This is a genomic window from Bacillus sp. FSL P4-0334, assembly GCF_038004825.1.
Lineage (GTDB): Bacteria > Bacillota > Bacilli > Bacillales > Bacillaceae > Bacillus > Bacillus velezensis.
In genome coordinates this window covers 2,188,654-2,213,769 of the sequence record NZ_JBBORX010000001.1, presented here as the reverse complement: position 1 = coordinate 2,213,769, position 25,116 = coordinate 2,188,654, and the positions used below count along the sequence as shown (strand labels likewise).

The following is a 25,116-nucleotide window of genomic DNA, read 5'->3' as shown; positions in this document are numbered from 1 at the left end:
TGTTTTTCTCTCCTTTCGCATTATCCGATCCATTTATGATAAAAGGATTTCGCTCTGCTGATATCACTTGTGCCGTGTATTAATGCTCTGCCGTCACGAAACAGTACCATCTTGAAATTGTCTTTGCAAAACGAAATTAAATACGGGTTGGCTGAAACATCAAGCCCTGTCCGTCTGAGCTGTCCCACAAGTTTTTGCAGATCAACCTGTTCGGAGATCCCCGCTCTGATCTGCACCGTGTTCCGCCCGCACAGAACCGCCGCTTTTGTCTGATTTTCATAGGATAAAAACGGATAATCGTTCGTGCCGCAGCTTGGGCAATCAGCCGATTTAAGACGGGCGACGTTTATTTCTGACCGTTCATTTTTCCATAAATCAAAGGAACGGAGAACATGCTCGATAGATCCGCCCGTTAACAGCTTCAGCGCATCTGCTGCCTGAAAAACGGCCGTCTGCAATACAGCCGGGCTGATGATTCCCGCCGTATCGCATGTCATACCGCCTAAAGGCAATGTCTCAAGCAGGCAATGAAGGCACGGCGTTACACCGGGAATGACGGTAAAAGAGAGCCCGTAGCTGCCGACACAGGCGCCATACAGAAAGGGAATCCCTTTCTGCACAGCCGCATCATTCACAATCAGCCTCGTTTCAAAGTTGTCGGCGGCATCCACGATGAGGGAGGCGTCACGAATCAATCCAGGTGCGTTTTCCGCAGTGACATCCATGACAAATCCCTCGACCTCTACATCACTATTTATAGATCGAAGCCGTTTTTCAGCCGCCGCGGCTTTCGGCATTTCCTGTCTGACATCGTCTTCGGTATAAAGCTGCTGGCGCTGGAGATTACTCCACTCCACATAATCTCTGTCAGCGATCGTTACCTTCCCGACCCCTGCTCTGACAAGCATCTCCGCACTTGCCGTCCCAAGCGCACCCGCGCCGATAATCACGGCATGAGACGACCGGAGCTTCTCTTGGCCGGAGGGACCGATCGGCTGAAACAGCTCCTGTCTGGAATATCTGTCCGTCATACCGGAAGACCGTCTCGCGGACTGCTTGCAGTTCCGTAATCTTTCACCGGAATTCTCCCCGCTTCATAAGAAAGACGGCCCGCTTCTACGGCAAGCTTCATCGCCCGGGCCATTTTGACCGGATCATCAGCGCCTGACACAGCGGTATTTAACAGCACACCGTCAGCCCCGAGCTCCATCGCGTAGGCGGCGTCTTTTGAAGATCCGACGCCGGCATCGACAATGACCGGCACCTTCGCCTGTTCAATGATAAAGGATAGATTCAGCGGATTTAAAATTCCCTGACCGGAACCGATCGGCGAAGCGCCCGGCATAATGGCATGCACTCCGAGCTCCTCAAGACGTCTTGCGAGCACAACATCATCTGACGTATACGGAAGCACGATAAACCCCTCTTTGAGCAGCTGTTCTGATGCTTTCAGCGTTTCAACCGGATCAGGCAAAAGTGACCGGCTGCATCCGATGACTTCTACTTTTATCATGTCACAAAGCCCTGAAGCTTTGGCAAGCCTTGCGATTCGGACCGCCTCTTCAGCCGTTGCGGCGCCGGCCGTATTCGGCAGAAGCGTATACTTAGACAAATCAAGCTGTTCAAGAAAGTTAGGCTGAGACTCTTCAAAGATGTTCATCCGCCTTACCGCAAAGGTTAAAATATCTGATTCCGAGACAGCCACCGCCTCTTTCTGAATCTCAAAACTCGGATATTTTCCCGTTCCTAACAGCAATCTTGACTGAAACTGTTTTCCGCCTATTGTTAACATCCTCATCCGCCTCCTACAAAATGGACAATTTCTATGACATCGCGGTCACACAAACTCGTATTTTCATAATTCTTTTTTTCAATGATTTCTTTATTTCTCTCCACAACTACGATTCTTTGATCAAGCTGGTACGATTCAAGCAAATCCTGAACCGTCCCCTCATTTCGATTCCAATCAATTTGTTTTCCGTTCAGCTGAAGGATCATATATGAACAGCCTCCTTGCGATCAATTCGAAACGCTTCTTCCCATTCCTGCTTAATCTGTCTTTCCAGGATCATATCCCGCACCATTTCAGCCGTTGCCGGCGCCAACAGGATGCCGTTCCGAAGATGGCCGGCAGCGAAGATGATGCCGCTGTCTTCAGGATGCCGCCCAATAAACGGCTTTCCGTCTCTTGTTCCCGGCCTGAGACCCGCCCAAAACCGGTCTATTTTCATATGTTCGATGGCGGGAAGCATGGTTTTCGCTTTTGCAATGACGGCCTCAATTCCTCCGATGTCAGGCGTATCGCTCCAGTCGTCCTGTTTCATCGTGGCGCCGATGACAAGCCGGCCGCTTTTTCTCGGGACGACATAACAATGATCATGGTAAAGGGTTTTGGTCAGCGGGATATCGTCATTCCACACGGAAAGGCATTCTCCTTTCACAGGAAAAAAAGGCTGTCCCAAGCCGAGCTGGCTGAAAAACCGGCCGCTCCATACCCCGCTGGCAACTGCGACTTTGTCAGCATAAACATCCCCGCCGGATGTTGTGATGCAATATTCTCCGTTCACCCGTTTTACGGAGGTGACTTGTTTATGCTCATATATGTCAGCGCCATAGCGCCGCGCTCCTTTTGCATACGCTTTGCAGACATAATACGGTTCGACATGGACATCGTCTTTTATAAAACTTGCGCCGAGAATGTCTTTTGAAGCGTAAGGCTCTTTTTCAAGGGCATCTTCGGCTGAAAGCCAGGTGACGGAAGGCAGATCATCCATCTTCCGTAGACGGGCGATATCTTCTTCGGTATACGCCAGTTTAAGCATTCCGCCGTTATGGCGCCTGATGTCAATGCCGCAAGCTTCCTCAAGCTCTTGCCCCGCCGCTTCATACAGCCTTTGACTGTACATGGCAAAATCAAAAAACGCATCCCGGTTTTCACATTCCGCATGAGCGCCCAGCATTCCCGCGGCAGCGCTTGTCGTTTTTCGGCCGACTTCTCCGGCTTCAAGCAAGACAACGTTCTGCTGCGTCTTCGCCAGCTCATAAGAAATGGCGCATCCGATAATTCCGCCGCCGATCACCGCCGTATCATAGTGCTTCTTCATAATCGGCCTCCCTTACCGCGCGTGCATACCGTTTTGCCGCCTCCTCAGGATTTTCAGCTGAGAATATACCTGACATGACGGCAATTCCGTCCGGTTTCGCCTGCTTTGTGTGTCCGATCGTCTGCAGTGTCATTCCGCCGATTGCGATGACGGGGATGGAAAGCGTGCGTTTGATCTCTGAAAGCAGGCTGATGCCTCTTGCTTCAAGTCCTTGTTTACATTCGGTTTCAAATACATGGCCGAACACCACATAATCCGCATCTTCCTTTTCAGCTTGGATGGCTTCTTTCAGCGAATGAACCGAACGTCCGATATGAAGATGGGGAAATCTGCTTCGCACCTGCTTTACGGAAAAGCTGCGGGACGGAAGCTGAACACGGTGTATATTGGCAAAAAGCGCGATATCCGCCCTGTCATTGATGATCAATTTGTCCTTATCCGCACCGCCCTTTTTCAAAAGGGACAAAAGCTGCATGATCTCTCCCGCTGTTTTATCCCGCTCACGGATATGGATAAAGCTTACTTCGCGCTGAATCGAAAGAATATCTTCGGCCAGCTCGGCAACGGATTTGCGATTATCAGTTACCGCGTGCAGCTCCAAAAGATTCCACCTCTTTTCCGCCCTTCTCGGACCAGCCTTCTTTTTGATAAGCCATTCCCCAAAATTGATATTCATAATAGCTTGAAATCACAAAATTCTCTTTCATTTTCGCACGGATGTCTTCTGTGCTGTTTTCAGCAATCTCGTCAAAACGGCTGATCTGTTCTTCGACTTGCTGTCTGAACCAGTCTCCGCCGTATGTACCGATCCATTTTTCATAAATCGGATGCTCCGGTTTGCACTCCTTTAAGTGTTCGCCGACTTCATAATAAAGCCAATAACAGGGCAGAAGCGCAGCTAATATTTCTCCAAAATTGCCGCTCATCACCGATCTGTACATATGAGACGTATAAGAATAGGCGGTCGGTGCCGGTTTAAATGCCGCACGCTCTTCTTCCGTAATCCCTAAAAGCTCCGTAAACTCGCGGTGCAGCGCCATTTCCGCTTCATATGTCCCTTGAGCGTGGCCCGCCATCCTGCCCGTCGTAAACAAGTCTTCGGCATATGCGGCGCCGAACGCCTGAACTTTTGCAAAATGCGTCAAATAGTAGGAATCTTGCAGCACGTAATAGCTGAAACGGTCTATCGGCAGGCTTCCGTCACCGATTCCCGTTACAAACGGATGAACAAAACTTCCGTCCCACCATTCGGCAGCCGCCTGTCTGCATTCTTCAGAAAATGTCATCATGTCTTCCCCCCTGATAAAATAAAAAAACCACTTTCCCGCATCGGAAAAGTGGTTTGGAATTTAAATGGATAAAAGGAACCCCAAAAAAATACCGCTCCACTTCCCTACGCAGGTCTGAACCTGTTCAAGTTATGAGGGTCTAAAAGTCTCACTTTTATCTCAGTCCTTATGAAGGACACCCCTAGTGGTCATACGATTAATGATTTATTTGTTATGCCTTCTATATTATCACGAATTGCAATTTGGTCAAGCTTCAAGGATTTTTCTCAGTTCCGACACGTAGTTGCGGGAGCCCGTGACGATGAGACGGTCTCCTGTTTTCAGCCGCGTGTCTCCGTGCGGAACGATGCTGTCCACACCTCTGAAAATCCGGACGAAAATCACATCGCCCATCAGCGGAAATTCCCGCAGAATGATGCCGTTATACGCCGGGTTTTCCAGATTGATCTGATATAACGAAGACTCCTCATTCGTCAGGAGGCTCATCACGCCCGGCGCCTCAATTAATGCGCGCAAGAGCGTCTTTGTAGACAGAAGGATAGAAAAAATACTGATGCCCTCTTCTTTCAGTTTTGTTTCATGCTCAATCGAGCCGACGCTTGCGATGATACGCTCAGTCCCTTTCTCTTTCGCTATTAAGGCGATTTCGGCGTTCACATCTTCATTTCCCGTCGCCACGACAAGAATATCCGTTTTGAAAATACCGTGCGACTCAAGCGTTCCGGGCTCGTAATCAGAAATCGTGTCAACCGAAAAAACGGATTCCGCAAGCGTTTCCCCGGCATTTTCCTGATACACATGGACGACCCGTACTTCATATTCCTCCTCAGGCAATTCAAGCGTAACCGGAAGTGTCATTTGGTTGGCGCCGATAAATGTAATGCGCTTTTTTTCCTGCGGCGCACTTTGCCGTTTGTATAATTTCTTAAAGCCGATCGGCGTGATGATGCTGGCAATAACCGCAACTAAAGTCAACGCGCCGGACATATTGGCGCTGATAATGTGGAGCCTTTCTCCGATCGTAGCCGCCGCGATAACAAGCGACAGCGTGGACGTCAGCAAAAAGCCCGAAGCAAACACGGTTCTTTTGTCATACCATTTCTTTAAATAAAACACCGGAAACATTTTGCTGATAAACAGCGCAAGCAGAAGCAGCGGAATCATCGTTAATGTTTTCGGATCTTGGAAAAGCGTCCAAATGTCCAATTTCACCCCGACCATGACGAAAAAGATCGGAATTAAAAACCCGTAGCCGAAGGAATCCAGCTGTTCCACCATTTCTTTATTCGGAGACAGAAGCGATACCAGAACGCCTGCCAAAAACGCGCCGAGAATATTTTCCGCCCCGAGAGATTCCGATAAAGCGACAAGCACGATAATCAGTGTGAAAATGGCTCTCGTGCCGATCTGCACGGTGCCTTTGGACATCGACTGCACAAATGAACGGTGTTTAAAGATCCTGCCGAAGAAATACAGCACGACCCCCGCGGCAAAGAGAATCAACAGAAGCCACATATTTCCGCTGTCTTCTCCGTAAAGAGAAGAGAAGAAAGCGAGCAGAATCATCGTAGCCAAGTCCGCGATAACGGCGACAAGCAGGATGATCTGGCCGATATTGGAGTTCATGATCCGTTCTTCCTTTAAAGTCGGGACCACCACACCGAGTGATATCGTCGAAATAATAAGCGTCATTAAAAATGCGTTTTGAATAAAACCGGCTAATACAAAGGCATAGGACAGCAGCAATGATAAAATAAAGATGCCGAAAAAGATAATCAGTGCGGCAGAAAACGTGTTTGGCGCTTCCTTGCCATTCGGAAGGAATTGTTTTTTCTTCCCTTTCTCAAATGAAGAAAAATCAATTTCCAAGCCGCTTAAAAACATTAAAAAGATAAAGCCGAGAACAGACAGCGTCTCCAGCCACGTGTCTCCCTGAACGACAAGATTCAGGCCGCTTTTTCCGATAATAAGCCCCATGATGATCTCCGCGACGACGACGGGGATGCTGAGCTTAAACCGATGTAAAAGGAGCGGCGTCAAAAAAGCGACGATCAGAACGACGACTAAAGATGCGACTGATGTGTGTTCCATTCGTAAATACCTCCTTAAAACAAGGGTTATAAAAGCCCGCTTAAAGCGGGCGAAACCTTACTTTTTTTTAAAAACATAACGCATATTCTAACAAGGCTGAACGCGAAAAAAAAGTGATAAGGCTTTATTTCTTTAATTCTTTTTTTAATTTGTGCAAAAACAGCGTAATTAGGTATAGGAATTAGCCCCATAATAAATAAAAAACCGTTAATAAGGAGGCTGACACGAATGGCTTATGACATCATCAGCGATATACACGGATGTTATGACGAAATGATCGCGTTAATGCAAAAGCTCGGATATGAAGTCAAAGACGGAACGCCCGTTCATTCTGAAGGCAGGACGCTTGTCTTTGCGGGGGATTTAACGGACAGAGGCCCAAAATCCGTAGAAGTGATGCGTTTTGTGGCAAAAGCATATGAAAAAGGAGCCGTCCGTTATGTCCCGGGAAATCATTGCAACAAACTGTACCGTTACTTAAAAGGAAACCCCGTAAAAGTGATGCACGGACTGGAAACGACGGCAGCCGAACTGAAAGAGCTGTCTCCCGCCGACAGAACGGAAGTCTCCAGACAATTCATCCGCTTATATGAGTCAGCGCCGCTTTATGACATTATTCATAATGGCGATCTCGTTGTCGCCCACGCCGGCATAAAAGCTGACGATATCGGTAAATACTCGCGTAAGGTAAAAGAATTTGTTCTGTACGGCGATATCACGGGTGAAACGTATCCCGACGGCAGACCCGTCAGAAGAGACTGGGCCGCCGCTTATGAAGGCAAGGCATGGATTGTTTACGGCCATACCCCGGTAAAACGCCCACGGATCGTCAACCGTACAATCAACATTGATACAGGATGCGTCTTCGGCAATCAACTGACAGGCTTTCGCTTTCCGGAGCATGAAACCGTCTCTGTGGAAAGCTCAATGCCCTATGATGCTTCACGATTTCGCGAGGATCACGGAAGGCAGACATGAAAAAAAGCCCGAAACCGGCAAACGGTTCGGGCTTTACATGTGTTCAATTAATGTTTTCATATCGTCAGGCACCGGAGCGTGAAAAACGAGCGTTTTTCCGGTCATGGGGTGTACGAATGAAAGCCGCTCACTGTGAAGAGCCTGCCGCGCAATTCCCTCATTTTTTCCGCCGTACAGTGTATCACCGACTAACGGATGGCCGAGGTAGCTCATGTGCACTCGGATTTGATGCGTCCGCCCCGTTTCCAACCGCAGGGCTGCAAGCGTAAACGCATGTCCCGCTTTTTCCGTTTGAAAATGCGTCACCGCTCGTTGTCCCTCCGGCGTTACCATCCGCTCAATAATACTGTCGTGTTTTCTTCCGATGGGCGCGTCCACCGTTCCTTCCTTCTGCCGCATGATCCCGTGTACGACAGCGAGATACCGCCTGCTGACAAGCCCCTTTTTCTGCGCTGCCGACAAAAGAGAATGGGAAAGCCGATGTTTGGCGATGAGCATCGCCCCCGATGTATCCCTGTCAAGGCGGGTGACAAGATGAACCGTTGATTGCACACCGCTTTTTCGGTAGTGGCTGATCACTCCGTTAGCGATGCTCTCCGACGGGTGTTCTCTTGATGGAATTGAGGAGACATACGGCTGTTTATTGACCACAAGCACATGGTCATCTTCATAAAGAATATCAAGAGGAACCGGCTCAGGCAAAAGCGTTTCACTCACATGCTCCTTCGGAAATTCAATCTTAAGCACGTCTCCTTCCGCTAACACGGCGCGGACGGTTACATGCTCTCCGTTCACAAGCAGGTCTCCCCCGCCGAATTTAATGTCAGCGAGAAGCCGCTTTGAAATGCCGAGCTGCGCCGTATATTCTTTTACCGTCATGCCGGCTTCCCGGGCAGTCATGTTCTTTTGGATAAAAAAGTTGTCCAATCCGTTTCCTCTTTCTATTCGCCTTTTCCGATAAAGGAATCCTGCACCCTTTTCCAAAACGGAAAAGGACGGAATCTTGCAAATCTGACTTTTTCATTTGCCACACGGCATAGAATGGACTTGACATCCTTATGCAGCAAGGTTAAATGATCAATTGTGACTTGAAAGTCGACGTCGTTTCTCGGTTTGATGACACAGTTATGATGATCGGGAAGCAAAAGCGGCGAGCCGACAGTCCTGAACACTCTGTTGTTGATGGATGCCATTTCTGCAAGCTGAATCGCTCTGATGGAAGGGTGGATGATCGCGCCGCCTAACGCCTTATTATAAGCCGTGCTTCCGGAAGGCGTGGACAGACATAAACCGTCCCCCCTGAACGTTTCAAACAGCTGGCCTTTAATTTCCACGTCAGCGACGAGACTGCCTTCTATGCTTTTGATCGTACATTCGTTCAAAGCCAGATACCGCTCCTCACGCTCTTCATCATGATAAGTGACAATCACCTCAAGAAGGGGATACTCCACGGTATGATACGGCGTTTTGGCAATGGCCAGAACGAGCTTTTCTATCTCCTGCGGAACCCAATCGGCATAAAAACCCAAATGCCCCGTGTGAACTCCGACAAACGCCGTTTTATCGAGACGGTCGCTGTACCTGTGAAATGCGTAAAGAAGCGTTCCGTCACCGCCGACGGAAATCACGATTTCCGGCTCTTTTTCATCCAAGGTCATATCAAAATCGAGTAAATACGCCTGTATTTTGCTTTTCAGTGTATCTGAAACCTCGTCTCCTTTTGAAGAAACGGCAAATTTCATGCCATTCCCCTCCTTTCCTACTGGTGGTCTCCCGCTTTTTTCTTTCGCGAGAACGCGGCTTGGGCTTCCTGGATTTCTCCGCGGATTTCTGACATTTCTTCATCGAGCCGGGATGCGGCTTCTGAGGCCCGCTGCAGCCTCAGCTTTACTTTTTCGGGAATGTTCCCGCTGTATTTGTAATTCAGTGAATGCTCAATGGTTGCCCAAAAGTTCATGGCAAGCGTCCGAATCTGTATTTCCACAAGAACGTGCTTTTCTCCGGACGTTGTTTGTAAAGGATATAAAACGACAAGGTGGTAAGACCGATATCCGCTTTCCTTATGCTCTGCTATGTAATCCCGCTTATCGACAACGGTAAAATCTTTTCTGGCAAACAGCATATTTTTGACGATCTGGATATCATCGACGAATTGGCACATAATACGCAGCCCCGCAATATCCTGCATCGTTTCAATCTGATGAAGCGGTATGCTTTTTCGTCTCGCTTTTTCAAGTATGCTCGCCACCGGCTTCACGCGGCCTGTCACAAACTCAATCGGTGAGTGGTCATCTTCATACTCATAAAGGGTTCTGACGCCTTTCAGCTTCACCTTTAATTCTTCAACAGCCTGGCGGTATGGCGCTAGAAATTGCTCCCATTGTTTGTCATCCATCGTACATCCCCCAATTCCGAACCTGTTCTAAAGAAATACGCTTTTCACTTTTTCTTCCATATCTCCGTAGTTTGCATTATCTTTAATATTTTCAAGAAGATAATCGAGTTCTTCATGCAGCCCTGAAAGTTCAACCGTTTTTCCGCCGGCCTCAAGGACCGCCGGTTTTCTTTGGTCTAAGGCTTCTTTCAGATCCGGCCAGATATGTTCTTTTATAATGACATATTCAAAAGAGTCAGCTGATTCAAGTATGTATACAAAAGCAAAGTGATCGGAATCAACAAGCATTTGACCTGAGGCTTTGCGTTCCGCTCCGCTTAAGTCCTCTCCGCACTTCAAGCGGAGCGCGTCTTCTGTTAATGATGCATTTTGGATTTCAATTCTCTTTTGCATAATGTTCTCCTTTTTTAACAAAGTACAGCATTTATTTTATCATATCAAGGTCGATATTGATAAACGTAACCTCTAAAGAGATAATGGGAATTATACAATTTTTCGTCCTGAAAGGAAGACTGTCATGACCCAAGAAATAGAAATTGAATTCAAAAACCTGCTGACAAAATCAGAATTTCTGAAGCTGAGTGAAGCACTCTGCATGAAAGAACATGATTTTAAACAGCAGGTCAATCATTATTTCGACACGAAAGATTTTTCCCTGAAACAAAAAAAATCAGCACTCCGCATCCGAGAAAAAGACGGCGCGTTCGTTCTGACGTTAAAAGAGCCTGCCGCGGTCGGTCTGCTGGAAACCCACCAAGAGCTTGCGGCATTTGATCTTGACGTCTTCAAGATTCCGGATGGCCCCGTCAAACGTCAGCTGGAAGGTCTCGGAATCAACTCAGAACACATTTGCTATTTCGGAACGCTGTCGACCGCACGCGCGGAAAAAGAATCAGAAAAAGGCTTAATCATTTTAGATCACAGCCGATATTTAGAGAAAGAAGACTTTGAATTGGAATTCGAAGCTGCTGACTGGGATGAAGGAAAACGGGCGTTTGAACAATTGCTCAAGCAATTCGGCATCCCAGAGCGGATCACGAAAAATAAAATCCAGCGTTTTTATGAACAGAAACAAAAAAAGGTGGAATGACACAGTGAATATCACGAATTGGGCGGCCCTTCTCCAGCTGCAATCAATGGCGCTGCAATCAATCTCTCATACAAGCACGGCTTCAGGCGGACAATCTTCAGAAAGCCCGCTTGCAAATTTCAGCGCGCTGCTCAGCCAGTATACGGACACAGCCGTCCGGCAGCAGCCGGAATCAGGAATTTTAAACGGTGTGCGGACCGCTCACGCTTCATATTCACCGAGAATTCCCGTTTCATCCGGCTCCGCGGCTGCTTCACAGACCGCTTCCCCGGGCATAAAGTCTCCGGATGCGGCTTCTGATATCAGCACCGGAAACTTTTCAATAGACAGCGCCATTCAGAAAGCGGCCGAAAAATACGGAGTGGACGAAAAGCTGATCCGCGCGGTTATTAAACAGGAATCAGGCTTTAATCCGAAAGCGGTCAGCGGTGCGGGGGCAATGGGACTGATGCAGCTCATGCCTTCCACGGCAGAATCACTCGGGGTGTCAAACCCGCTTGATCCCGTCCAGAACGCTGAGGGCGGCACAAAGTACTTAAAGCAGATGCTCACGAAATACGACGGAAATGTATCTCTGGCGTTAGCCGCCTACAACGCAGGCCCCGGCAACGTAGATCGGTACGGAGGCATTCCGCCGTTTAAGGAAACACAGCAATATGTCAAAAACATAACCAAACAGTATTACGCGTAAACCAGAGAGGCTTCCTTCGCCCTCTGGTTTTTTTGCGGAGTGAAATCTTACACATGAATGAAGGCGATGTGATATGATATGAAATACAAGCGCCTGACAGAAAGGCACTTTGTTTGTAGAAATAAAATGTTATTGCTAAAATATACAGTAACTGAAGATAGTAAAACTGAAAGATAAATTCGCAATGGGAATTATGATTCCTATTAGCCATATAAAGGAGTAGTCAACATGGGACAATCGTTTAACGCACCATATGAAGCGATTGGAGAGGAACTTCTATCGCAACTTGTTGATACTTTTTATGAGCGTGTCTCGTCTCATCCCTTGCTGAAGCCGATATTTCCAAGTGATTTGACTGAAACGGCCAGAAAACAAAAGCAATTTTTAACCCAGTATTTGGGCGGACCTCCTCTTTATACTGAAGAGCACGGACATCCCATGCTCAGGGCAAGGCATCTCCCCTTTCCGATTACGGACGAGAGGGCTGATGCGTGGCTAAGCTGTATGAGCAAAGCGATGGATCAGGTCGGGCTGGAGGGCGATATTCGTGAATTTCTGTACGGGCGTCTGGAACTGACGGCCAGGCATATGGTAAACCAGTCAGAAGCGGAGGATCGATCATATTGACGAATTATCAGCATGAGCAATACTTCGCCCATTGCCACGGACATCCAAAAAAACCGCTCGAAATTTACATGTTTGTCGACCCTTTATGTCCTGAATGCTGGTCGCTGGAGCCCGCCATAAAAAAATTAAAAATCAAATACGGACGTTTTTTTACGCTGCGGATCATTGTTTCCGCGAGCATTACATCGCTGAATAAGCAAAAGCGGAAAAAACACCTCCTTGCCGAAGCTTGGGAAAAAATTGCGAACCGTTCCGGGATGCCCTGTGACGGAAGCCTTTGGCTTGAGCAGGATCAGCCTCTTTCATCGCCCTACCTTGCCGCACTCGCTTTAAAAGCGGCCGAACTGCAGGGAAGAAAAGCGGGCATTCTGTTTCTCCGCAGCATGCAGGAAAGCCTGTTTGTTTCCAAGCAGAATATTACGGATGAAGACGTTCTTTTAGAGATTGCCGAAAAGACGAAATTGGATGTTGAAGAATTCAAGCGCGACCTCCATTCGCAAAGCGCGGTAAAAGCGCTTCAGTGCGATATGAAAATCGCGGCGGAAATGGACGTCACCGTCAACCCGACATTGACGTTCTTTAACAGCCTGCATGATGATGAAGGGCTGAAGGTTCCCGGCAACTATTCTTATGACGTATACGAAGAGATCTTATTCGAAATGCTCGGGGATGAACCGAAGCCTTCTGAAACGCCGCCTTTGGAATGTTTCATTGAATATTTCCGGTTTGTCGCATCGAAAGAAATCGCACTCGTTTATGATTTGAGTCTAGAAGAAGTTGAAAAAGAAATGAAAAAACTGGCATTCGCCAAAAAGGTCGCCAGAGTGGAAGCAAAGCACGGTCTGTTTTGGAAATCTCTGGCCGGCACCCAGGAGGATGTCACCTGTTGTGATCATTAAAAAAAGCTGATTCCTTACGGAGCCGGCTTTTTTTGTGCAAATAAAGAAACCGCGCCGGGATAAGCGCGGTTTCATATGTCTTAACGACAACAAAGGGGATGGGAGAAATTTTTCACGGTCAAACAAAGGGGTAATGTTTGTTTGTGATCAATTTCACATCCTTATCATATCAAATCTTGTCGAGTTTTGACAAGCCATAAGATTAATGTTCATATTTTTGTCACAAAACATAACTGACTGCTTGTTTTCATAGAATATATCAATGAAAAACAAGGAGGGAAATCAATGCTCCGCACCGTATTGATCATCGGAATGATTGTGTTTTTCTTCTTTTTAAACCTGCTGGCCATGATGCACATGCTGCCGATTTACATTACATCTCCCCTGCTGTTTCTGTCCATATTGTTTGCCCTGTATCGGCTGAATCACAGAAAAACGTTTAAAGGGTTTTAGAAAAAGCCTGCGCATCTTATGCACAGGCTTTTTTGAATTACGAAGGGTTCACTTTCGAAAGAAGCTCTTCCATTTCGTTCAGTTTCTCTTCAAACATTTTGCAGGCTGCCTCGATCGGTTCAGGCGATGTCATATCGACTCCCGCTTTTTTCAGTATGTCGATCGGATATTCCGAGCTTCCCGCTTTTAAGAATTCGGTATAGCGCTCCACCGCAGGCTTGCCTTCTTTTAAGATCTGGCTGCTCAGCGCTTGGGCCGCACTGTAGCCTGTCGCATATTGATACACATAATAATTGTAATAGAAATGCGGAATTCTTGACCATTCCAGACTGATTTCTTTATCAATCACCATGTTGTCACCGAAATACTTTTTATTCAGATCATAATAAAGTTCGTTCAGCAGTTCAGGCGTTAGCGGCTCGCCTTCCTGCGCTTTCGTATGAATCAGATGCTCAAATTCAGCGAACATCGTCTGTCTGAACACTGTGCCTCTGAATCCTTCAAGCATATGGTTGAGCAGGTACAGACGCTGTTTTTCATCCTTTAAGCTGTTCAGCATATATTCACCGAGCAGCGCTTCATTGGTCGTTGAAGCGACTTCAGCGACAAAAATGCTGTAGTTACCGTACGGATACGGCTGATATTTTCTCGTATAGTAGCTGTGCACGGAATGGCCGAACTCGTGAACGAGCGTAAACAGATTATTGACATTGTCATGCCAGTTCATCAAGATGTACGGATTCGTGCCGTATGTACCGGACGAATAAGCACCGCTGCGTTTTCCTTTATTTTCGTATATATCGACCCAGCGGTTTTCAAGTCCTTCTTTTAAAATAGACGCGTATTCCTCGCCCAGCGGAGCAAGTCCTTTGAGCATATAATCTTTCGCTTCCTCATATGTGACCTTCATTCCCGAATCTTTTACAAGCGGTGTGTAAAGGTCATAAATATGGACTTCATCAAGGCCGAGAACCTTTTTCCGCAGGTCAATGTAACGGTGTAATAACGGAAGATGTTTATTGATCGTTTTAATAAGGTTATCGTAAACTTCTTCAGGGATGCTGTTATTGGATAAAGCCGCTTCCCGTGCTGATTTATACTTTTTCACACGGGCGTAAAAATTATCTTTTTTCACAGTGCCGCTGAGTGTAGTCGCCATCGTGTTTTTATACTGTCCGTATGTTTTATATACGGCTTCAAATGCGTTTTTGCGGACTTCACGATTGCTGCTTTCCAGGAAATTAATAAAGTTGCCGTGTGTGATTTGAGTTTCCTTGCCGTTTTCATCTTTAATCGACGGAAACGTAATATCGGCGTTATTTAAAACACTGAATGTATTGGAAGGCGACGACAGCGCTTCTGAGGCTTCCGCAAGCAGGGCCTCTTCTTGTTCGCTCAGCACGTGCGGACGCTGTTTTGTAATTTCTTCAATTGCATGGGAGTAAAGTTTAAGCTCCTCTTTTTCCAGAATAAACTGGTGCAGCTTGTCCTCCTGAATCGCCAGAATTTCCGGTTCAATGTAAGCAGTCGCGCTGGCAGCCTGAGAATACAGGCTTGCGGCTTTGTCGTTCAGCCCTTGGTAGAAAGAATTTCCCGTATCTTGGTCTGAGCGCATATGCGCGTATGCATAAAGTTTCCCAAGGCGGTTCGTCACTTCATCCTGTGCCGTAAGCGCCGCGTATAAATTATCAGCCGAATGAGCAAGCGTGCCTTTAAAAGAAGATAAATTCGGGATTAATTCTTTAACTGCTTGAAATTCTTTATTCCAGGCCTCATCACTAGGAAAAATATCCTCTAGTCTCCATGTATGCTCTGCCTTTACTTCACTTCTGTCAGGCAGCTGTGCTGCTTTATTTTCCTCAGTCATGGTGATCCCCCTCGTTTTCTTTACTTCAAGCCAATTGAAAAAACGATTGTTTCTCCAAAAACTTGTGTTGTGATTATCTTCCGGCTTTTCACTGCCTTTTGTCAAATCATATGCGGCATATAAGACCGAGCATACCAATAATACAGTGAAAAAACGAAAACAAACTGCTTGTACGCCCCTCACATTCGCCACCACCTTGACGTTAGGGTGAACGAAATGAAGCATTCTCATTCCCCAAAAAAGAGCAGATCCCGCCGGCGCAGCTCATCTGCCGTTTGAGGGAGCTTCCGTTGAGATGAGGGCATATATACTTCATTCTCAATTTCCCTTAAAAAATCCTGCAAGCATAAGAAATCAGCATATTGTTTTACCGCCATTCCGATAAGGCTATCTTGTGAACCATACCGCATCCGAATCTCCTTACGCCTGATTTTTTGCCGCAAATCATGAACCATGCCGGATAATCGGATCGGCGCGCCTTTTTTAGAAAGTTCCGCAAGCCGCAAGTATAAATGGCCCTGCCACACAAAAACGGGACTTGCAAACACAAAGCCCGCTGAAACAGGAATAAACACTTCAGATGGGAGAAATGGAAATGCGACCTGATGTCTTTCGTAAAAAAGACGCCGGATAAGACCGGCATCTTCAGATAAAAACCGCCCGCTTTTGTTGCGGAAGCCGGCTACGGCACGTCCCCACGAGGGAAGTCTGACGCTGTGCCGCCCTTCCGGATGACAAATGTCTTTCAGGTTTGCTTTGTGAAGAGGGATTGTAATTAAGCCGGCATAAGAATAGCCGGTGTAAAACGGAGTGATGGAATGCAGCCTGTAAAAGGAGCGGGCGTCGGGGCAGTAAAACAGTAAGGAGGAAAATGAATGGACTTCAAAGAACTGCCAGTGAAAAGCAGAAAGCCGGAAAAATTGCGCGGCCATCCGTTTTAACCGTTTTGCTCCGATGATCCAGACCGGCCGGTACCCGGCGTTTTTCAGGCCTGCTGTCCGGCTCTTTAAAGAGTCCGCCGAAAGGTTCGCACATTGAAATTCAAAAGCCAGCCTCTCTTCTCCGCTTTCCGCCGTCAAGTCAGGCCGCTGTCCGGCGGAAGTCAGATACGGTTCCAGGCTGACGCTGCACCCTTGTGTCTTTAGCCAGAGAAAAAGCTGCCTTTTTCCTTCCAGATGGTATTCGCTTTCAGGTTCGGATTCCCCTGGACACAGCCTGCTTTTTTTATGAGCGAAGTGCGGCAGTTTCTCCCGTCCCAGTTTGATATCAAGCTCACTTTTGCAAACGGGGCAGAACCAGCGTTTCTTTCTCAGCTCCGCCGCTTTTTCCTTTGAATAGCTTCCGGCCAGCTGAATGAGCCGTCCGTCGGCAGTCACAGCACTGAACATGTTGCATCTTCTCCTTTCCTGAATCTTGTTGTATTCAGCAGGAAGAAGATATAATCCTGTTTGCGGATGAGAGCCGTTATACGGTTTTCAGCCGTTCATCCTGTCATTCAGAACAAAAAAAACCGATTTCTGCTGAGAGAAATCGGTTTGTTATGATGCAAAGTGTTTTTTTATTGTATATAACGCATGATCAGCGATCACCAATTTGCCGTATTCTTCAAGACGGTGAATGCTGACTGATGATTCGTGCGCGTACTCCAACAGGATGCTTAGCTGATTTTCAACCTCTTCATCAGTTTGCTCATAAAAATCTGCATATAAATAATATCGGTCTTCAAACGAATACAGGGTCGTTTTAATTCCGTTAAGATTCAATTTTGATAGCGAGATGAGATCCTCAAAATCATCGAACCGCAAAGTGAACTGAAGCTTTTGCTCCTTATCTTCCCGGCTCTCGGCCTGCTCTTCTTTCTGGAAATCATCAAGTAAAGCATCGAGATTTTCATCTGCCGGCTCTTGTTTTTTATCTTCCGGGATCGGCAGTTCGAGTTTTTGTCCGTCCTTGGAAAGCTGGGCTTTTGTTACGATTATTTCCAGTCCTTTGTCCAATGCCTGAACCTGAATCCAAAGAGGACCCTCGACAGCGAATTCCTCTTCATCATGCACTTCATCCATGACTTCCCAGAACAGTTCTTCACTGCGCTCGCGATTGTACCAGATTTCTTCTCTGTCAAAACCGCGATCTTCAATATCACCATAAGACATATAAAATTTTACAGTATGCTCATTAATTCTTTCTATTTCCATTTTGCCAACCTTCCCTTCTTTATAAGATGTTGAAGGGACATCTAAGCTCCCGATGAATAGTACTTTACTACACTTTACCCATTCCGTCCACATCTTAACCTTATAGAAGACAGCGCAAATTCTTTATATTTCTATTTTATGATAAAACAGTTATAAAAGAAATAAAAAAGCATTTTCACACCGAAAAACAGGCTTTCTCCCGGTTCCCATCATAAATAGCGCACCGCTTCATATATTAGCTGTACAAGCAATCGATCTATAAGCGAGGTGTTACCATGCCGCACGATTACCTGCTGTCCCTTCTGCTCATTATCGGAATTGACCTTATTCTCGGCGGTGACAATGCCGTCGTCATCGCGATGGCCAGCCGGAATCTGGCCCATAAACAAAGACAGCAAGCGATCATCTTCGGAACGTTTATCGCAGTCGTCTTGAGAATCGTTCTGACGAGCGCTGCGGTCTATTTATTGAATGTTCCTTTTTTGCAATGCGTAGGCGGGGTATTTTTATTGTATCTCGGCTATCAGCTTCTGATTGAAAAGAAAGATGCGCAGCATGTGAAAAGCAGTTCTTCTCTTTGGAAAGCCATCCGCACAATCGTTATGGCTGATATCTTTATGTCGCTTGACAATGTCATCGCAGTAGCCGGCGCTTCTCACGGTGAGCTGACACTTGTAGTGATCGGTCTCTTCATCTCGGTGCCGATTATCATTTGGGGCAGCAAGCTCGTTCATGCCGCCATGGACAAAATGCCTTTATTGATGTACGCCGGGAGCGGTCTTCTCGCATTTACCGGCGGTGAAATGATTGCCGGAGACAGCAAGCTGTCATTTTTCATGGCAGAACACGGCATTATACAAATGATGCTGCCGATTTTGACCGTCGTATTTGTTATCCTCGCCAGTATGATTTACCAGCAGACCGAAAAATAACAAAAAGCCCAAACCGCGATGGTTTTGGGCTTTTTCCATGCTTATCGTAAGCTTATATCAGTTGGCAAGACGCTGTGCTTCTCTTAATTGGAAAGAACGCACTTTTCTTGGCAGGAATCGTCTGATTTCATCTTCGTTATAGCCGACTTGCAGACGTTTTTCATCAATGATGATCGGACGGCGGAGCAGTCCCGGATGCTCATTGATCAAAGTATATAAGTCTTGAAGCGGCATAGATTCAACATTTACGTTCAGTTTCTGGAATACTTTAGAACGGGTAGAGATAATTTCATCCGTACCGTCTTCAGTCATACGCAGAATCTGCTTGATCTCATCAATTGATAACGGCTCGGAGAAAATGTTTCTCTCTACAAACGGAATCTCGTGCTCTTCAAGCCAAGCTCTTGCTTTTCTGCATGACGTACAGCTAGGTGATGTGTATAATGTAACCATTAATCTTCACTCCTCTAATTAGTAGGATGAACATGTTTGTATTCTCAAATTGAAATGACTTTAAAAAAGGAATCTTTATAGGTATTATACTATAAAAAAGTAAGTGTGAACAGTCTCCTGAGAAAAAAATGTGTCAATCCGGCAAATTTACGGCTGGCGGATGTTTCCCCATTCTCAATTAGCTCAGCTGATCGAAAATGTTTTTTCGTTTTTTCTCATCAATGACTTTGAGAACTTCATCCGTTTTTTCGTATGATTCTCCGTACCATTTTTCATCTTTATAAGTGTGAATGTTTTCATATGTCTGTTTCATTGCTTCAAACATTTCTTCTTCTGATTCCGTCTTAGGTGACCAGTACAGAATCTCCATTTTGTTCACTTCATTCGTAGCCAATGACCGGCGCCGATACCCGATTGACTGCGCGTGCTTGAAATGCTCTCTTTGATAAAAACGCAAGCGTTTCTGTGTATCCGTGTCATCCTCGTCAACAGGCTCCACCTCAAGCAGAATCGGCTTGTTTTTCTTTTTCAGCCTGCCGATCAGCTTGCTTCCGAGGCCTTGTCCTCTGGATTTCTTTGACACAAACAGGTAATCAATAAAGATGAAAGAGTCAAATTCCGCATACATCAGCACGTGGTACTGCCCCTCTTCTTTATGATAAACATCGCTTTGCTCCTTTAACAGAGCTTCCATATGCGCTTTTGATTTCATTTCTTCAATCGGAAAATATTCACTCAGCTTTTCGTACCAGTTCATTCATTTGCTCCTTATGGGTTCGTTGTCTTCACACTTTTAGATATACCCCATTTCCGATTGTTTAAACAATCTTACATCTATTAAGACGTGTGATCCTTTAACATGGTTTCAATTTTTTTAAAATGGTGTGTAATCGACGTTTTTGGTATAGCGGTTTGCCGCGTCCCACAATAAAAATTCGTCAATTCCTTCATCATGCAGCGCTCTAACCTGGTCTTCCACCTGGCGTTTTCCGTACTTTTGATAATTTCCGCTGCCGAGATATGATGCCGTGAAGTCCTGAAGCCACGGACGCGATACAGGCGGGGGTTTCAGCTTAGACAGTTTTTTATGTTCCACCTTCGCGTATTCTTTGACGACATTGTAAGGCTCAAGATCCGGTTTATCAATGCCGAAATAGCTTGTCCAATGGCTCGGATAAATCATGGATGAAATGACATCGACCTGTTCTGAAATTTTGCTGAAATTCTGGCCGATACCAGGCGCTTCCGGCAGCGTGGCTGAATAGCCGAAAATATCAACCGACACATCCGCGCCGTACGGCTTGAGTTTTTTCTTCGCATAACCGACAAAATCGGTGACGGCGTGAACGCGTTTTTGCACATTGCTGTCTGCTGTTTTTCCGTAATCGCCGTGTCCGTATGTCAGTTCGTCATCACGTTTTTCAAATCCTTCAGGAAAACGGACATAATCAAATTGAATTTCTTGAAAACCCATCTTTACGGCTTGTTTTGCAATCTTTACATTGTAATCCCATACTTCTTTCATAAACGGATTGACGAACGATTCGCCGCGGCCGTTTTTCCAGACACTTCCGTTTTTTTCTTTAAAGGACCACTCCGGCTTTTTGTTCGCGAGTTCGCTGTCTTTAAATACGACAATACGCGCGATCGGATAGATCTTTTTTTCCTCCAGCTTTTTCATCATCTTTTTTGGGTCTTTGATGTACGGCTTGGCGATTTTGGCATACTCAGAATGGCCGTCCGGCTTAAAGGTGAGGTTTCCGTTGTCGTCCTTGACATCAATCACCATTGTATTGAGCTCCGTTTTGTCCACAAAGTCTGTCAGCTCTCCGAATTTGCTTCCTCCCGCTGAATGCCCTGTGACGTAAATGCCCCGCACCTTATCAGGATGTGAAAAATGCAGCCCTGACGGATAAGCGAACCGTGCATTTGATTTCGGCAGTTCTTTTTCGGCCAGCGCTATTTTTACAAGCGGCTGCTCCTCTTTCGCAGCGGCGTGTGCCGGATAAGCGGCTGCACTGATAAACAGTCCCGCACAAATGGCGCACAAAATGGTTTTCATACTGATCTCCCCCTTTTTTTCCATTATAGAAAAACGGGAGCAGGCTTAATAAACTTGAATGTGCGCAAAAAAATCCTCCAAGACTGATTCTTGGAGGATGATACGTTTATAGATAGGTTTTAAATTCATCTTCTGTGCACATGACAAAATGTCCCGGTTTCACTTCTCTGAATTCCATCTTTTCTCCGTCTTGCAGCTGATGAATGGACGGATCGTATTTCTTTCGCGTGCGATTTCTTTCATAGTCCGGATCAGGGAGCGGGATAGCGGACAGCAATGATTTCGTGTATGGGTGAAGCGGGTTTTCGTAAAGCTCATCCGCCGGCGCAAGCTCCACCAATTTTCCGAAATACATGACGCCGATGCGGTCGCTGATGTATTTGACCATTGATAAATCATGGGCGATAAACAGGTAAGTGAGCCCTTTTTCTTTCTGCAATTCTTTCATTAAATTGACGACTTGCGCCTGAATGGAGACATCAAGCGCCGAAATCGGTTCGTCCGCGATGATAAACTCCGGATCAACCGCCAGCGCTCTGGCGATTCCGATACGCTGGCGCTGTCCGCCCGAAAATTCATGCGGGTAGCGGTTGGCGTGCTCTTTATTTAAACCGACCGTTTCCAGCAGTTCGTGAACCCGCTGCATCCGCTCTTTTTTCGTTTTTGCCAGGCGGTGAATATCTATTCCCTCGGCAATAATGTCGGCGACTGTCATTCTCGGATTTAAAGATGCGTACGGATCCTGGAAAATCATTTGCATTTTCCGGTTAAACTCCAGCAGTTTCTTGCGGGATTTTTTCCCGTGGACATTTTCCCCGTTAAAGAGAACTTCCCCGCCGGTTGCCTCATACAGCCGGATAATGCTGCGGCCCGTCGTTGATTTACCGCAGCCCGATTCTCCGACAAGGCCGAGCGTTTCGCCTTTATAAATATCAAATGACAAATCATCTACGGCTTTTACCGTTCCTTTCTGCGTGAAAAAATGCTGTTTTAAGTGTTTGATTTCGAGAAGTTTCTCAGTCATTTTTTTCACCTTCCTTCATTAAAACAGGATGCTGATACGTATTCGGAAGCTGACGGATTTTAGCCTTCACCGCTTCAGGCGGCTCGACCTTAGGCGCATCAGGATGCAGAAGCCACGATTTCACAAAATGCGTATCAGACACTTTATACATCGGCGGCTCCTGTTCAAAGTCAATTTTCATCGCATATGAGCTGCGGAGCGCAAATGCATCCCCTTTCGGAGGATTCGTCAGATCAGGCGGTGTGCCCGGGATGGCCGTCAGTTTTTCCTGATCGGTGCTGTCCAGGCTAGGCATTGAGGCAAGCAGTCCCCACGTATACGGATGGCGCGGATCATAAAAGATTTCATCCACCGTTCCGGATTCGACGACCTGACCCGCGTACATGACAGCGACCCGGTCGGCGACATTGGCGACAACGCCGAGATCATGCGTGATAAAAATGATAGACGTATCAATTTTCTTTTGCAGATCTTTCATCAGCTCAAGGATCTGTGCCTGAATCGTCACATCAAGAGCTGTTGTCGGTTCATCGGCAATTAACAGTTTCGGATTTGCCGCAAGCGCCATCGCGATGACGACACGCTGTCTCATCCCGCCTGAAAATTCATGGGGGAATTGGCCGATCCTTTTTTCGGGCATCGGAATTCCGACGAGATCAAGCAGCTCTATGGCGCGCTTTTTCGCGGCTTCACTTGAGATTTTTTCATGTTTGAAAAGCACTTCCGTAATTTGTTTGCCGACTCTCATCGTCGGGTTCAGAGAGGTCATCGGATCTTGGAAAATCATTCCGATGTCCTTTCCCCTGATGGCCTGCATTTCTTTTTCAGACATCGGCACGATATCGCGTCCGTCAAAAAGAATCTGTCCTCTTTTAAAGTAGCCCGGCGGCATCGGGATCAGCTTCATAATCGCTTGGGAGGTCACACTTTTTCCGGAACCTGACTCCCCCACGATCGCAAGCGTCTCTCCTTTATTCAAATGGAAATTCACGCCGCGGATTGCCTGTACCTCTCCGCCGTATGTTTTAAATGAAATGGCTAAGTCTTTTACTTCTAGCAAACGTGTCACTCATATCACTCCTTATTTGCGTAACTTAGGATCCAGCGCGTCTCTTAACCCGTCGCCGACAACGTTAAAGCCGAACATCGCCAGGCAGATAAAGCCGGCAGGGAAGAACAGACGCCAAGGGTAATAGGTTAATGCAGGCAATCCGTCTGAGGCCATCGTTCCCCAGCTCGCAAGCGGCGCAGGTACGCCGAGGCCCAAATAACTTAAAAACGCTTCTGTAAAAATCGCCGTCGGAACCGTCAGTGTCATCGTTACGAGGATAGAGCCCATCGCGTTCGGGACGATATGCTTAAACAAAAGCCGGCCGGTTTTGGCGCCGAGTGTCTGTGAAGCAAGCACATACTCCTGATTCTTTAATTGCAGCACCTGTCCGCGGACGATCCTCGCCATATTGATCCAGCCCGTGATCGTCATGGCGACGATAATGGTCAGCAATCCTTTCGGCAGGACAACCATCAGCAAAATAACCATTAATAATGAAGGAACAGCCCACAGAATGTCGGCGATGCGCATCATCACTTCATCTGTGCGTCCGCCGCGGAATCCGGAAATGCTGCCCCAGATTACGCCGATTAATAAATCAAGCACGGCAGCTGCAACACCGATAAAGATAGAAATCCGCGCGCCCACCCATGTCCGGACGAATATATCCCTTCCAAGGTCATCCGTGCCGAACCAATGATCTTTCGACGGCGCTTTATCCGCATTTAATAGATTGGTAGTGGCATAATCATACCTTGAAAAGACAGGCGCAAAAATCGCCATCAGAATAATAAGAACGATCAGTACGAACCCGACCATCGCAAGCTTATTGCTGCGGAAGCGGAGCATGGCGTCTTTCCAGAGGGAAAGGCTTTTTTTATTTATTTTTTCGGCATCGCCGGCATTAGCTGAAGCTGGTTCAAACATATTTTTAGGAATGTTCTGCATGGTCTAGGCTCCTTTCTTTGCTTTGGAAAGCTTGATTCTCGGATCGATTAATCCGTACAGCACGTCTACAATTAATACGCATAAAAGCAGAAGCACGCTGAAGAACACGGTAACTCCCATAATGACCGTATAATCACGGTTTGTAATGCTGTTTACAAAATGCGCGCCTAAACCGGGAATTCCGAAAATGGATTCAATGATGAAACTTCCCGTTAAAATGGATGCCGCCATCGGCCCCATATATGTCACGACCGGCAAAAGCGCGTTTCGAAGCGCATGGCGCACGGTGACTGACGGACGGGAAAGTCCTTTAGCTGTTGCAGTCCGTATGTAATCGCTGTTTAACACTTCAATCATGCTTGAACGGGAGAGTCTGGCAATGAACGCCATCGGCATGGAAGCGAGCGCAATAGAGGGCAGAAAGGTGTATGCCCAGGATTCCCACCCTGCGACCGGGAACAGTTCTAATTTAATTGAGAAAATATATTGCAAAATCGTCGCCAATATAAAGCTCGGAACTGAGATCCCAAAGATCGTTAAAATCGCAATGGTATAATCCTGCCATTTATTATGGTACAGGGCAGCAAGCACCCCGAAAAGCACACCGAACGCTAAAGCGAGGAGAATAGCTTCTGCACCGAGAGTGAATGAGACGGGGAAGCCTGAATTGATTAAATCATTAACACTTTGGCCTTTATATTTAAAAGAAGGTCCGAAGTCCCACATCGCCACAGATTTTAAGTAGCTGACATATTGAACGAAAAGAGGCTTGTCCAGGCCATAGTGTTCGTTTAAGTTTGCCTCAATTTCAGGCGGCAGCTTTCTTTCGCCGGAAAATGGTCCGCCCGGCGCTGCCTGCATTAAGAAGAATGTGGCGGTCACAATCACAAACAGCGTGATGATCATGTAAATGAATCGTTTACCGATATATTTCAGCAAGGTGAACACCTCCATGTTTTTTACAATT

Annotated in this window: 28 protein-coding genes and 1 riboswitch; of the genes, 7 read left to right on the top strand and 21 right to left on the bottom strand. The window is 46.7% G+C overall.

Annotated features, from left to right (window positions below; translation table 11 throughout):
* Positions 1-20: 20 nt before the first annotated feature.
* The 7 genes from thiF to NSQ37_RS11340 all read right to left on the bottom strand — a co-directional run bounded on the left by thiF (position 21) and on the right by NSQ37_RS11340 (position 6,484).
* Positions 21-1,031, bottom strand: coding sequence for a thiazole biosynthesis adenylyltransferase ThiF (gene thiF, locus NSQ37_RS11370; protein ID WP_253613091.1), 1,011 nt, complete (start codon positions 1,029-1,031; stop codon positions 21-23).
* Positions 1,028-1,798: a thiazole synthase gene (gene thiG / locus NSQ37_RS11365; RefSeq protein ID WP_094031644.1), complete on the bottom strand. Its 771-nt coding sequence runs from the start codon at positions 1,796-1,798 to the stop codon at positions 1,028-1,030. The genes thiF and thiG overlap by 4 nt, the downstream gene beginning before the upstream one ends.
* Complete coding sequence (gene thiS / locus NSQ37_RS11360; RefSeq protein WP_007409096.1) at positions 1,795-1,998, bottom strand: sulfur carrier protein ThiS; 204 nt, start codon at positions 1,996-1,998, stop codon at positions 1,795-1,797. Before thiS ends, thiG begins: the two co-directional genes overlap by 4 nt.
* Positions 1,995-3,104: a glycine oxidase ThiO gene (gene thiO / locus NSQ37_RS11355; protein ID WP_326365121.1), complete on the bottom strand. Its 1,110-nt coding sequence runs from the start codon at positions 3,102-3,104 to the stop codon at positions 1,995-1,997. The genes thiS and thiO overlap by 4 nt, the downstream gene beginning before the upstream one ends.
* Complete coding sequence (tenI, locus tag NSQ37_RS11350) at positions 3,088-3,705, bottom strand: thiazole tautomerase TenI (protein WP_122503865.1); 618 nt, start codon at positions 3,703-3,705, stop codon at positions 3,088-3,090. The genes thiO and tenI overlap by 17 nt, the downstream gene beginning before the upstream one ends.
* A complete protein-coding gene (gene tenA, locus NSQ37_RS11345) occupies positions 3,683-4,390 on the bottom strand; it encodes a thiaminase II (protein WP_015417218.1) in 708 nt (235 codons plus the stop codon). The genes tenI and tenA overlap by 23 nt, the downstream gene beginning before the upstream one ends.
* 87 nt (positions 4,391-4,477) lie before the next feature.
* Positions 4,478-4,586: riboswitch (TPP riboswitch) on the bottom strand.
* A gap of 53 nt (positions 4,587-4,639) precedes the next feature.
* Positions 4,640-6,484 carry a monovalent cation:proton antiporter family protein gene (locus tag NSQ37_RS11340; RefSeq protein WP_253613093.1) on the bottom strand — a complete coding sequence of 615 codons (1,845 nt, stop codon included), beginning with the start codon at positions 6,482-6,484 and terminating at the stop codon, positions 4,640-4,642.
* A gap of 228 nt (positions 6,485-6,712) precedes the next feature.
* Between NSQ37_RS11340 and prpE the strand changes: the two genes are divergently transcribed.
* Entirely contained in the window at positions 6,713-7,462 is a 750-nt protein-coding gene (prpE, locus tag NSQ37_RS11335; protein ID WP_253613094.1) for a bis(5'-nucleosyl)-tetraphosphatase PrpE, read from the top strand.
* Positions 7,463-7,495: 33 nt separating this feature from the next.
* Here the strand turns inward: prpE and NSQ37_RS11330 are convergent, their stop codons facing one another.
* The 4 genes from NSQ37_RS11330 to NSQ37_RS11315 are packed head-to-tail and all read right to left on the bottom strand — an operon-like array spanning position 7,496 to position 10,250.
* Positions 7,496-8,389, bottom strand: coding sequence for an RluA family pseudouridine synthase (locus NSQ37_RS11330; protein ID WP_032871192.1), 894 nt, complete (start codon positions 8,387-8,389; stop codon positions 7,496-7,498).
* A 14-nt stretch (positions 8,390-8,403) separates the two neighbouring features.
* Positions 8,404-9,204, bottom strand: coding sequence for an NAD kinase (locus tag NSQ37_RS11325; RefSeq protein ID WP_003155018.1), 801 nt, complete (start codon positions 9,202-9,204; stop codon positions 8,404-8,406).
* 17 nt (positions 9,205-9,221) lie between these two features.
* A complete protein-coding gene (yjbM, locus tag NSQ37_RS11320; protein ID WP_007610625.1) occupies positions 9,222-9,857 on the bottom strand; it encodes a GTP diphosphokinase in 636 nt (211 codons plus the stop codon).
* Positions 9,858-9,884: 27 nt separating this feature from the next.
* Entirely contained in the window at positions 9,885-10,250 is a 366-nt protein-coding gene (locus NSQ37_RS11315; RefSeq protein ID WP_003155020.1) for a UPF0738 family protein, read from the bottom strand.
* Positions 10,251-10,374: 124 nt separating this feature from the next.
* Between NSQ37_RS11315 and NSQ37_RS11310 the strand changes: the two genes are divergently transcribed.
* From NSQ37_RS11310 to NSQ37_RS11290, 5 genes are all read left to right on the top strand, one after another.
* Positions 10,375-10,947, top strand: coding sequence for a CYTH domain-containing protein (locus tag NSQ37_RS11310; RefSeq protein ID WP_007409104.1), 573 nt, complete (start codon positions 10,375-10,377; stop codon positions 10,945-10,947).
* 4 nt (positions 10,948-10,951) lie between these two features.
* Complete coding sequence (locus tag NSQ37_RS11305; protein ID WP_007409105.1) at positions 10,952-11,638, top strand: lytic transglycosylase domain-containing protein; 687 nt, start codon at positions 10,952-10,954, stop codon at positions 11,636-11,638.
* Positions 11,639-11,866: 228 nt separating this feature from the next.
* On the top strand, positions 11,867-12,265 hold the full coding sequence (locus NSQ37_RS11300) for a globin domain-containing protein (protein WP_003155023.1): 399 nt from the start codon (positions 11,867-11,869) through the stop codon (positions 12,263-12,265).
* A complete protein-coding gene (spxH, locus tag NSQ37_RS11295) occupies positions 12,262-13,164 on the top strand; it encodes a protease adaptor protein SpxH (protein WP_003155024.1) in 903 nt (300 codons plus the stop codon). The genes NSQ37_RS11300 and spxH overlap by 4 nt, the downstream gene beginning before the upstream one ends.
* Positions 13,165-13,449: 285 nt before the next feature.
* Positions 13,450-13,617, top strand: a complete 168-nt coding sequence (locus NSQ37_RS11290) for a hypothetical protein (protein WP_003155026.1) — start codon at positions 13,450-13,452, stop codon at positions 13,615-13,617.
* Positions 13,618-13,654: 37 nt separating this feature from the next.
* Here NSQ37_RS11290 and pepF read toward each other — a convergent pair whose 3' ends face one another.
* The 3 genes from pepF to mecA all read right to left on the bottom strand — a co-directional run bounded on the left by pepF (position 13,655) and on the right by mecA (position 17,679).
* Positions 13,655-15,484: an oligoendopeptidase F gene (gene pepF, locus NSQ37_RS11285; protein ID WP_007409107.1), complete on the bottom strand. Its 1,830-nt coding sequence runs from the start codon at positions 15,482-15,484 to the stop codon at positions 13,655-13,657.
* Between the two features lie 227 nt (positions 15,485-15,711).
* Complete coding sequence (locus tag NSQ37_RS11280) at positions 15,712-16,872, bottom strand: competence protein CoiA family protein (RefSeq protein ID WP_032866145.1); 1,161 nt, start codon at positions 16,870-16,872, stop codon at positions 15,712-15,714.
* Between the two features lie 150 nt (positions 16,873-17,022).
* Entirely contained in the window at positions 17,023-17,679 is a 657-nt protein-coding gene (mecA, locus tag NSQ37_RS11275) for an adaptor protein MecA (RefSeq protein ID WP_003155032.1), read from the bottom strand.
* A gap of 275 nt (positions 17,680-17,954) precedes the next feature.
* On the opposite strand from mecA, the gene NSQ37_RS11270 reads away from it, so the two are divergent.
* Positions 17,955-18,611 carry a TerC family protein gene (locus tag NSQ37_RS11270; protein ID WP_032866146.1) on the top strand — a complete coding sequence of 219 codons (657 nt, stop codon included), beginning with the start codon at positions 17,955-17,957 and terminating at the stop codon, positions 18,609-18,611.
* 57 nt (positions 18,612-18,668) lie between these two features.
* Here the strand turns inward: NSQ37_RS11270 and spx are convergent, their stop codons facing one another.
* From spx to NSQ37_RS11235, 7 genes are all read right to left on the bottom strand, one after another.
* Entirely contained in the window at positions 18,669-19,064 is a 396-nt protein-coding gene (spx, locus tag NSQ37_RS11265; RefSeq protein WP_003155034.1) for a transcriptional regulator Spx, read from the bottom strand.
* Positions 19,065-19,242: 178 nt separating this feature from the next.
* Entirely contained in the window at positions 19,243-19,821 is a 579-nt protein-coding gene (locus tag NSQ37_RS11260) for a GNAT family N-acetyltransferase (RefSeq protein WP_007409110.1), read from the bottom strand.
* 117 nt (positions 19,822-19,938) lie between these two features.
* Positions 19,939-21,126: a putative glycoside hydrolase gene (locus tag NSQ37_RS11255; RefSeq protein ID WP_032866147.1), complete on the bottom strand. Its 1,188-nt coding sequence runs from the start codon at positions 21,124-21,126 to the stop codon at positions 19,939-19,941.
* Between the two features lie 106 nt (positions 21,127-21,232).
* Positions 21,233-22,150: an oligopeptide ABC transporter ATP-binding protein OppF gene (gene oppF, locus NSQ37_RS11250; RefSeq protein ID WP_012117283.1), complete on the bottom strand. Its 918-nt coding sequence runs from the start codon at positions 22,148-22,150 to the stop codon at positions 21,233-21,235.
* Positions 22,143-23,219, bottom strand: a complete 1,077-nt coding sequence (locus tag NSQ37_RS11245) for an ABC transporter ATP-binding protein (protein ID WP_003155039.1) — start codon at positions 23,217-23,219, stop codon at positions 22,143-22,145. The genes oppF and NSQ37_RS11245 overlap by 8 nt, the downstream gene beginning before the upstream one ends.
* Positions 23,220-23,231: 12 nt before the next feature.
* Positions 23,232-24,149 (bottom strand): oligopeptide ABC transporter permease OppC, encoded by a 918-nt coding sequence (oppC, locus tag NSQ37_RS11240; protein WP_007409113.1) that lies wholly within the window; start codon positions 24,147-24,149, stop codon positions 23,232-23,234.
* Positions 24,150-24,152: 3 nt separating this feature from the next.
* Entirely contained in the window at positions 24,153-25,088 is a 936-nt protein-coding gene (locus tag NSQ37_RS11235) for an ABC transporter permease (RefSeq protein WP_015239567.1), read from the bottom strand.
* Positions 25,089-25,116 lie beyond the last annotated feature (28 nt).

Excerpts from the sequence above, each read along its gene's own strand:
- NSQ37_RS11255 (WP_032866147.1), bottom strand. The coding sequence starts at position 21,126 with ATGAAAACCATTTTGTGCGCCATTTGTGCGGGACTGTTTATCAGTGCA.
- NSQ37_RS11315 (WP_003155020.1), bottom strand. The coding sequence starts at position 10,250 with ATGCAAAAGAGAATTGAAATCCAAAATGCATCATTAACAGAAGACGCG.
- yjbM (WP_007610625.1), bottom strand. The coding sequence starts at position 9,857 with ATGGATGACAAACAATGGGAGCAATTTCTAGCGCCATACCGCCAGGCT.
- NSQ37_RS11290 (WP_003155026.1), top strand. The coding sequence starts at position 13,450 with ATGCTCCGCACCGTATTGATCATCGGAATGATTGTGTTTTTCTTCTTT.
- pepF (WP_007409107.1), bottom strand. The coding sequence starts at position 15,484 with ATGACTGAGGAAAATAAAGCAGCACAGCTGCCTGACAGAAGTGAAGTA.
- thiO (WP_326365121.1), bottom strand. The coding sequence starts at position 3,104 with ATGAAGAAGCACTATGATACGGCGGTGATCGGCGGCGGAATTATCGGA.
- thiG (WP_094031644.1), bottom strand. The coding sequence starts at position 1,798 with ATGAGGATGTTAACAATAGGCGGAAAACAGTTTCAGTCAAGATTGCTG.
- thiS (WP_007409096.1), bottom strand. The coding sequence starts at position 1,998 with ATGATCCTTCAGCTGAACGGAAAACAAATTGATTGGAATCGAAATGAG.
- thiF (WP_253613091.1), bottom strand. The coding sequence starts at position 1,031 with ATGACGGACAGATATTCCAGACAGGAGCTGTTTCAGCCGATCGGTCCC.
- NSQ37_RS11300 (WP_003155023.1), top strand. The coding sequence starts at position 11,867 with ATGGGACAATCGTTTAACGCACCATATGAAGCGATTGGAGAGGAACTT.
- NSQ37_RS11270 (WP_032866146.1), top strand. The coding sequence starts at position 17,955 with ATGCCGCACGATTACCTGCTGTCCCTTCTGCTCATTATCGGAATTGAC.
- NSQ37_RS11260 (WP_007409110.1), bottom strand. The coding sequence starts at position 19,821 with ATGAACTGGTACGAAAAGCTGAGTGAATATTTTCCGATTGAAGAAATG.
- NSQ37_RS11280 (WP_032866145.1), bottom strand. The coding sequence starts at position 16,872 with ATGTTCAGTGCTGTGACTGCCGACGGACGGCTCATTCAGCTGGCCGGA.
- mecA (WP_003155032.1), bottom strand. The coding sequence starts at position 17,679 with ATGGAAATAGAAAGAATTAATGAGCATACTGTAAAATTTTATATGTCT.
- NSQ37_RS11340 (WP_253613093.1), bottom strand. The coding sequence starts at position 6,484 with ATGGAACACACATCAGTCGCATCTTTAGTCGTCGTTCTGATCGTCGCT.
- NSQ37_RS11310 (WP_007409104.1), top strand. The coding sequence starts at position 10,375 with ATGACCCAAGAAATAGAAATTGAATTCAAAAACCTGCTGACAAAATCA.
- NSQ37_RS11325 (WP_003155018.1), bottom strand. The coding sequence starts at position 9,204 with ATGAAATTTGCCGTTTCTTCAAAAGGAGACGAGGTTTCAGATACACTG.
- tenA (WP_015417218.1), bottom strand. The coding sequence starts at position 4,390 with ATGACATTTTCTGAAGAATGCAGACAGGCGGCTGCCGAATGGTGGGAC.
- oppC (WP_007409113.1), bottom strand. The coding sequence starts at position 24,149 with ATGCAGAACATTCCTAAAAATATGTTTGAACCAGCTTCAGCTAATGCC.
- prpE (WP_253613094.1), top strand. The coding sequence starts at position 6,713 with ATGGCTTATGACATCATCAGCGATATACACGGATGTTATGACGAAATG.
- oppF (WP_012117283.1), bottom strand. The coding sequence starts at position 22,150 with ATGACTGAGAAACTTCTCGAAATCAAACACTTAAAACAGCATTTTTTC.
- spx (WP_003155034.1), bottom strand. The coding sequence starts at position 19,064 with ATGGTTACATTATACACATCACCTAGCTGTACGTCATGCAGAAAAGCA.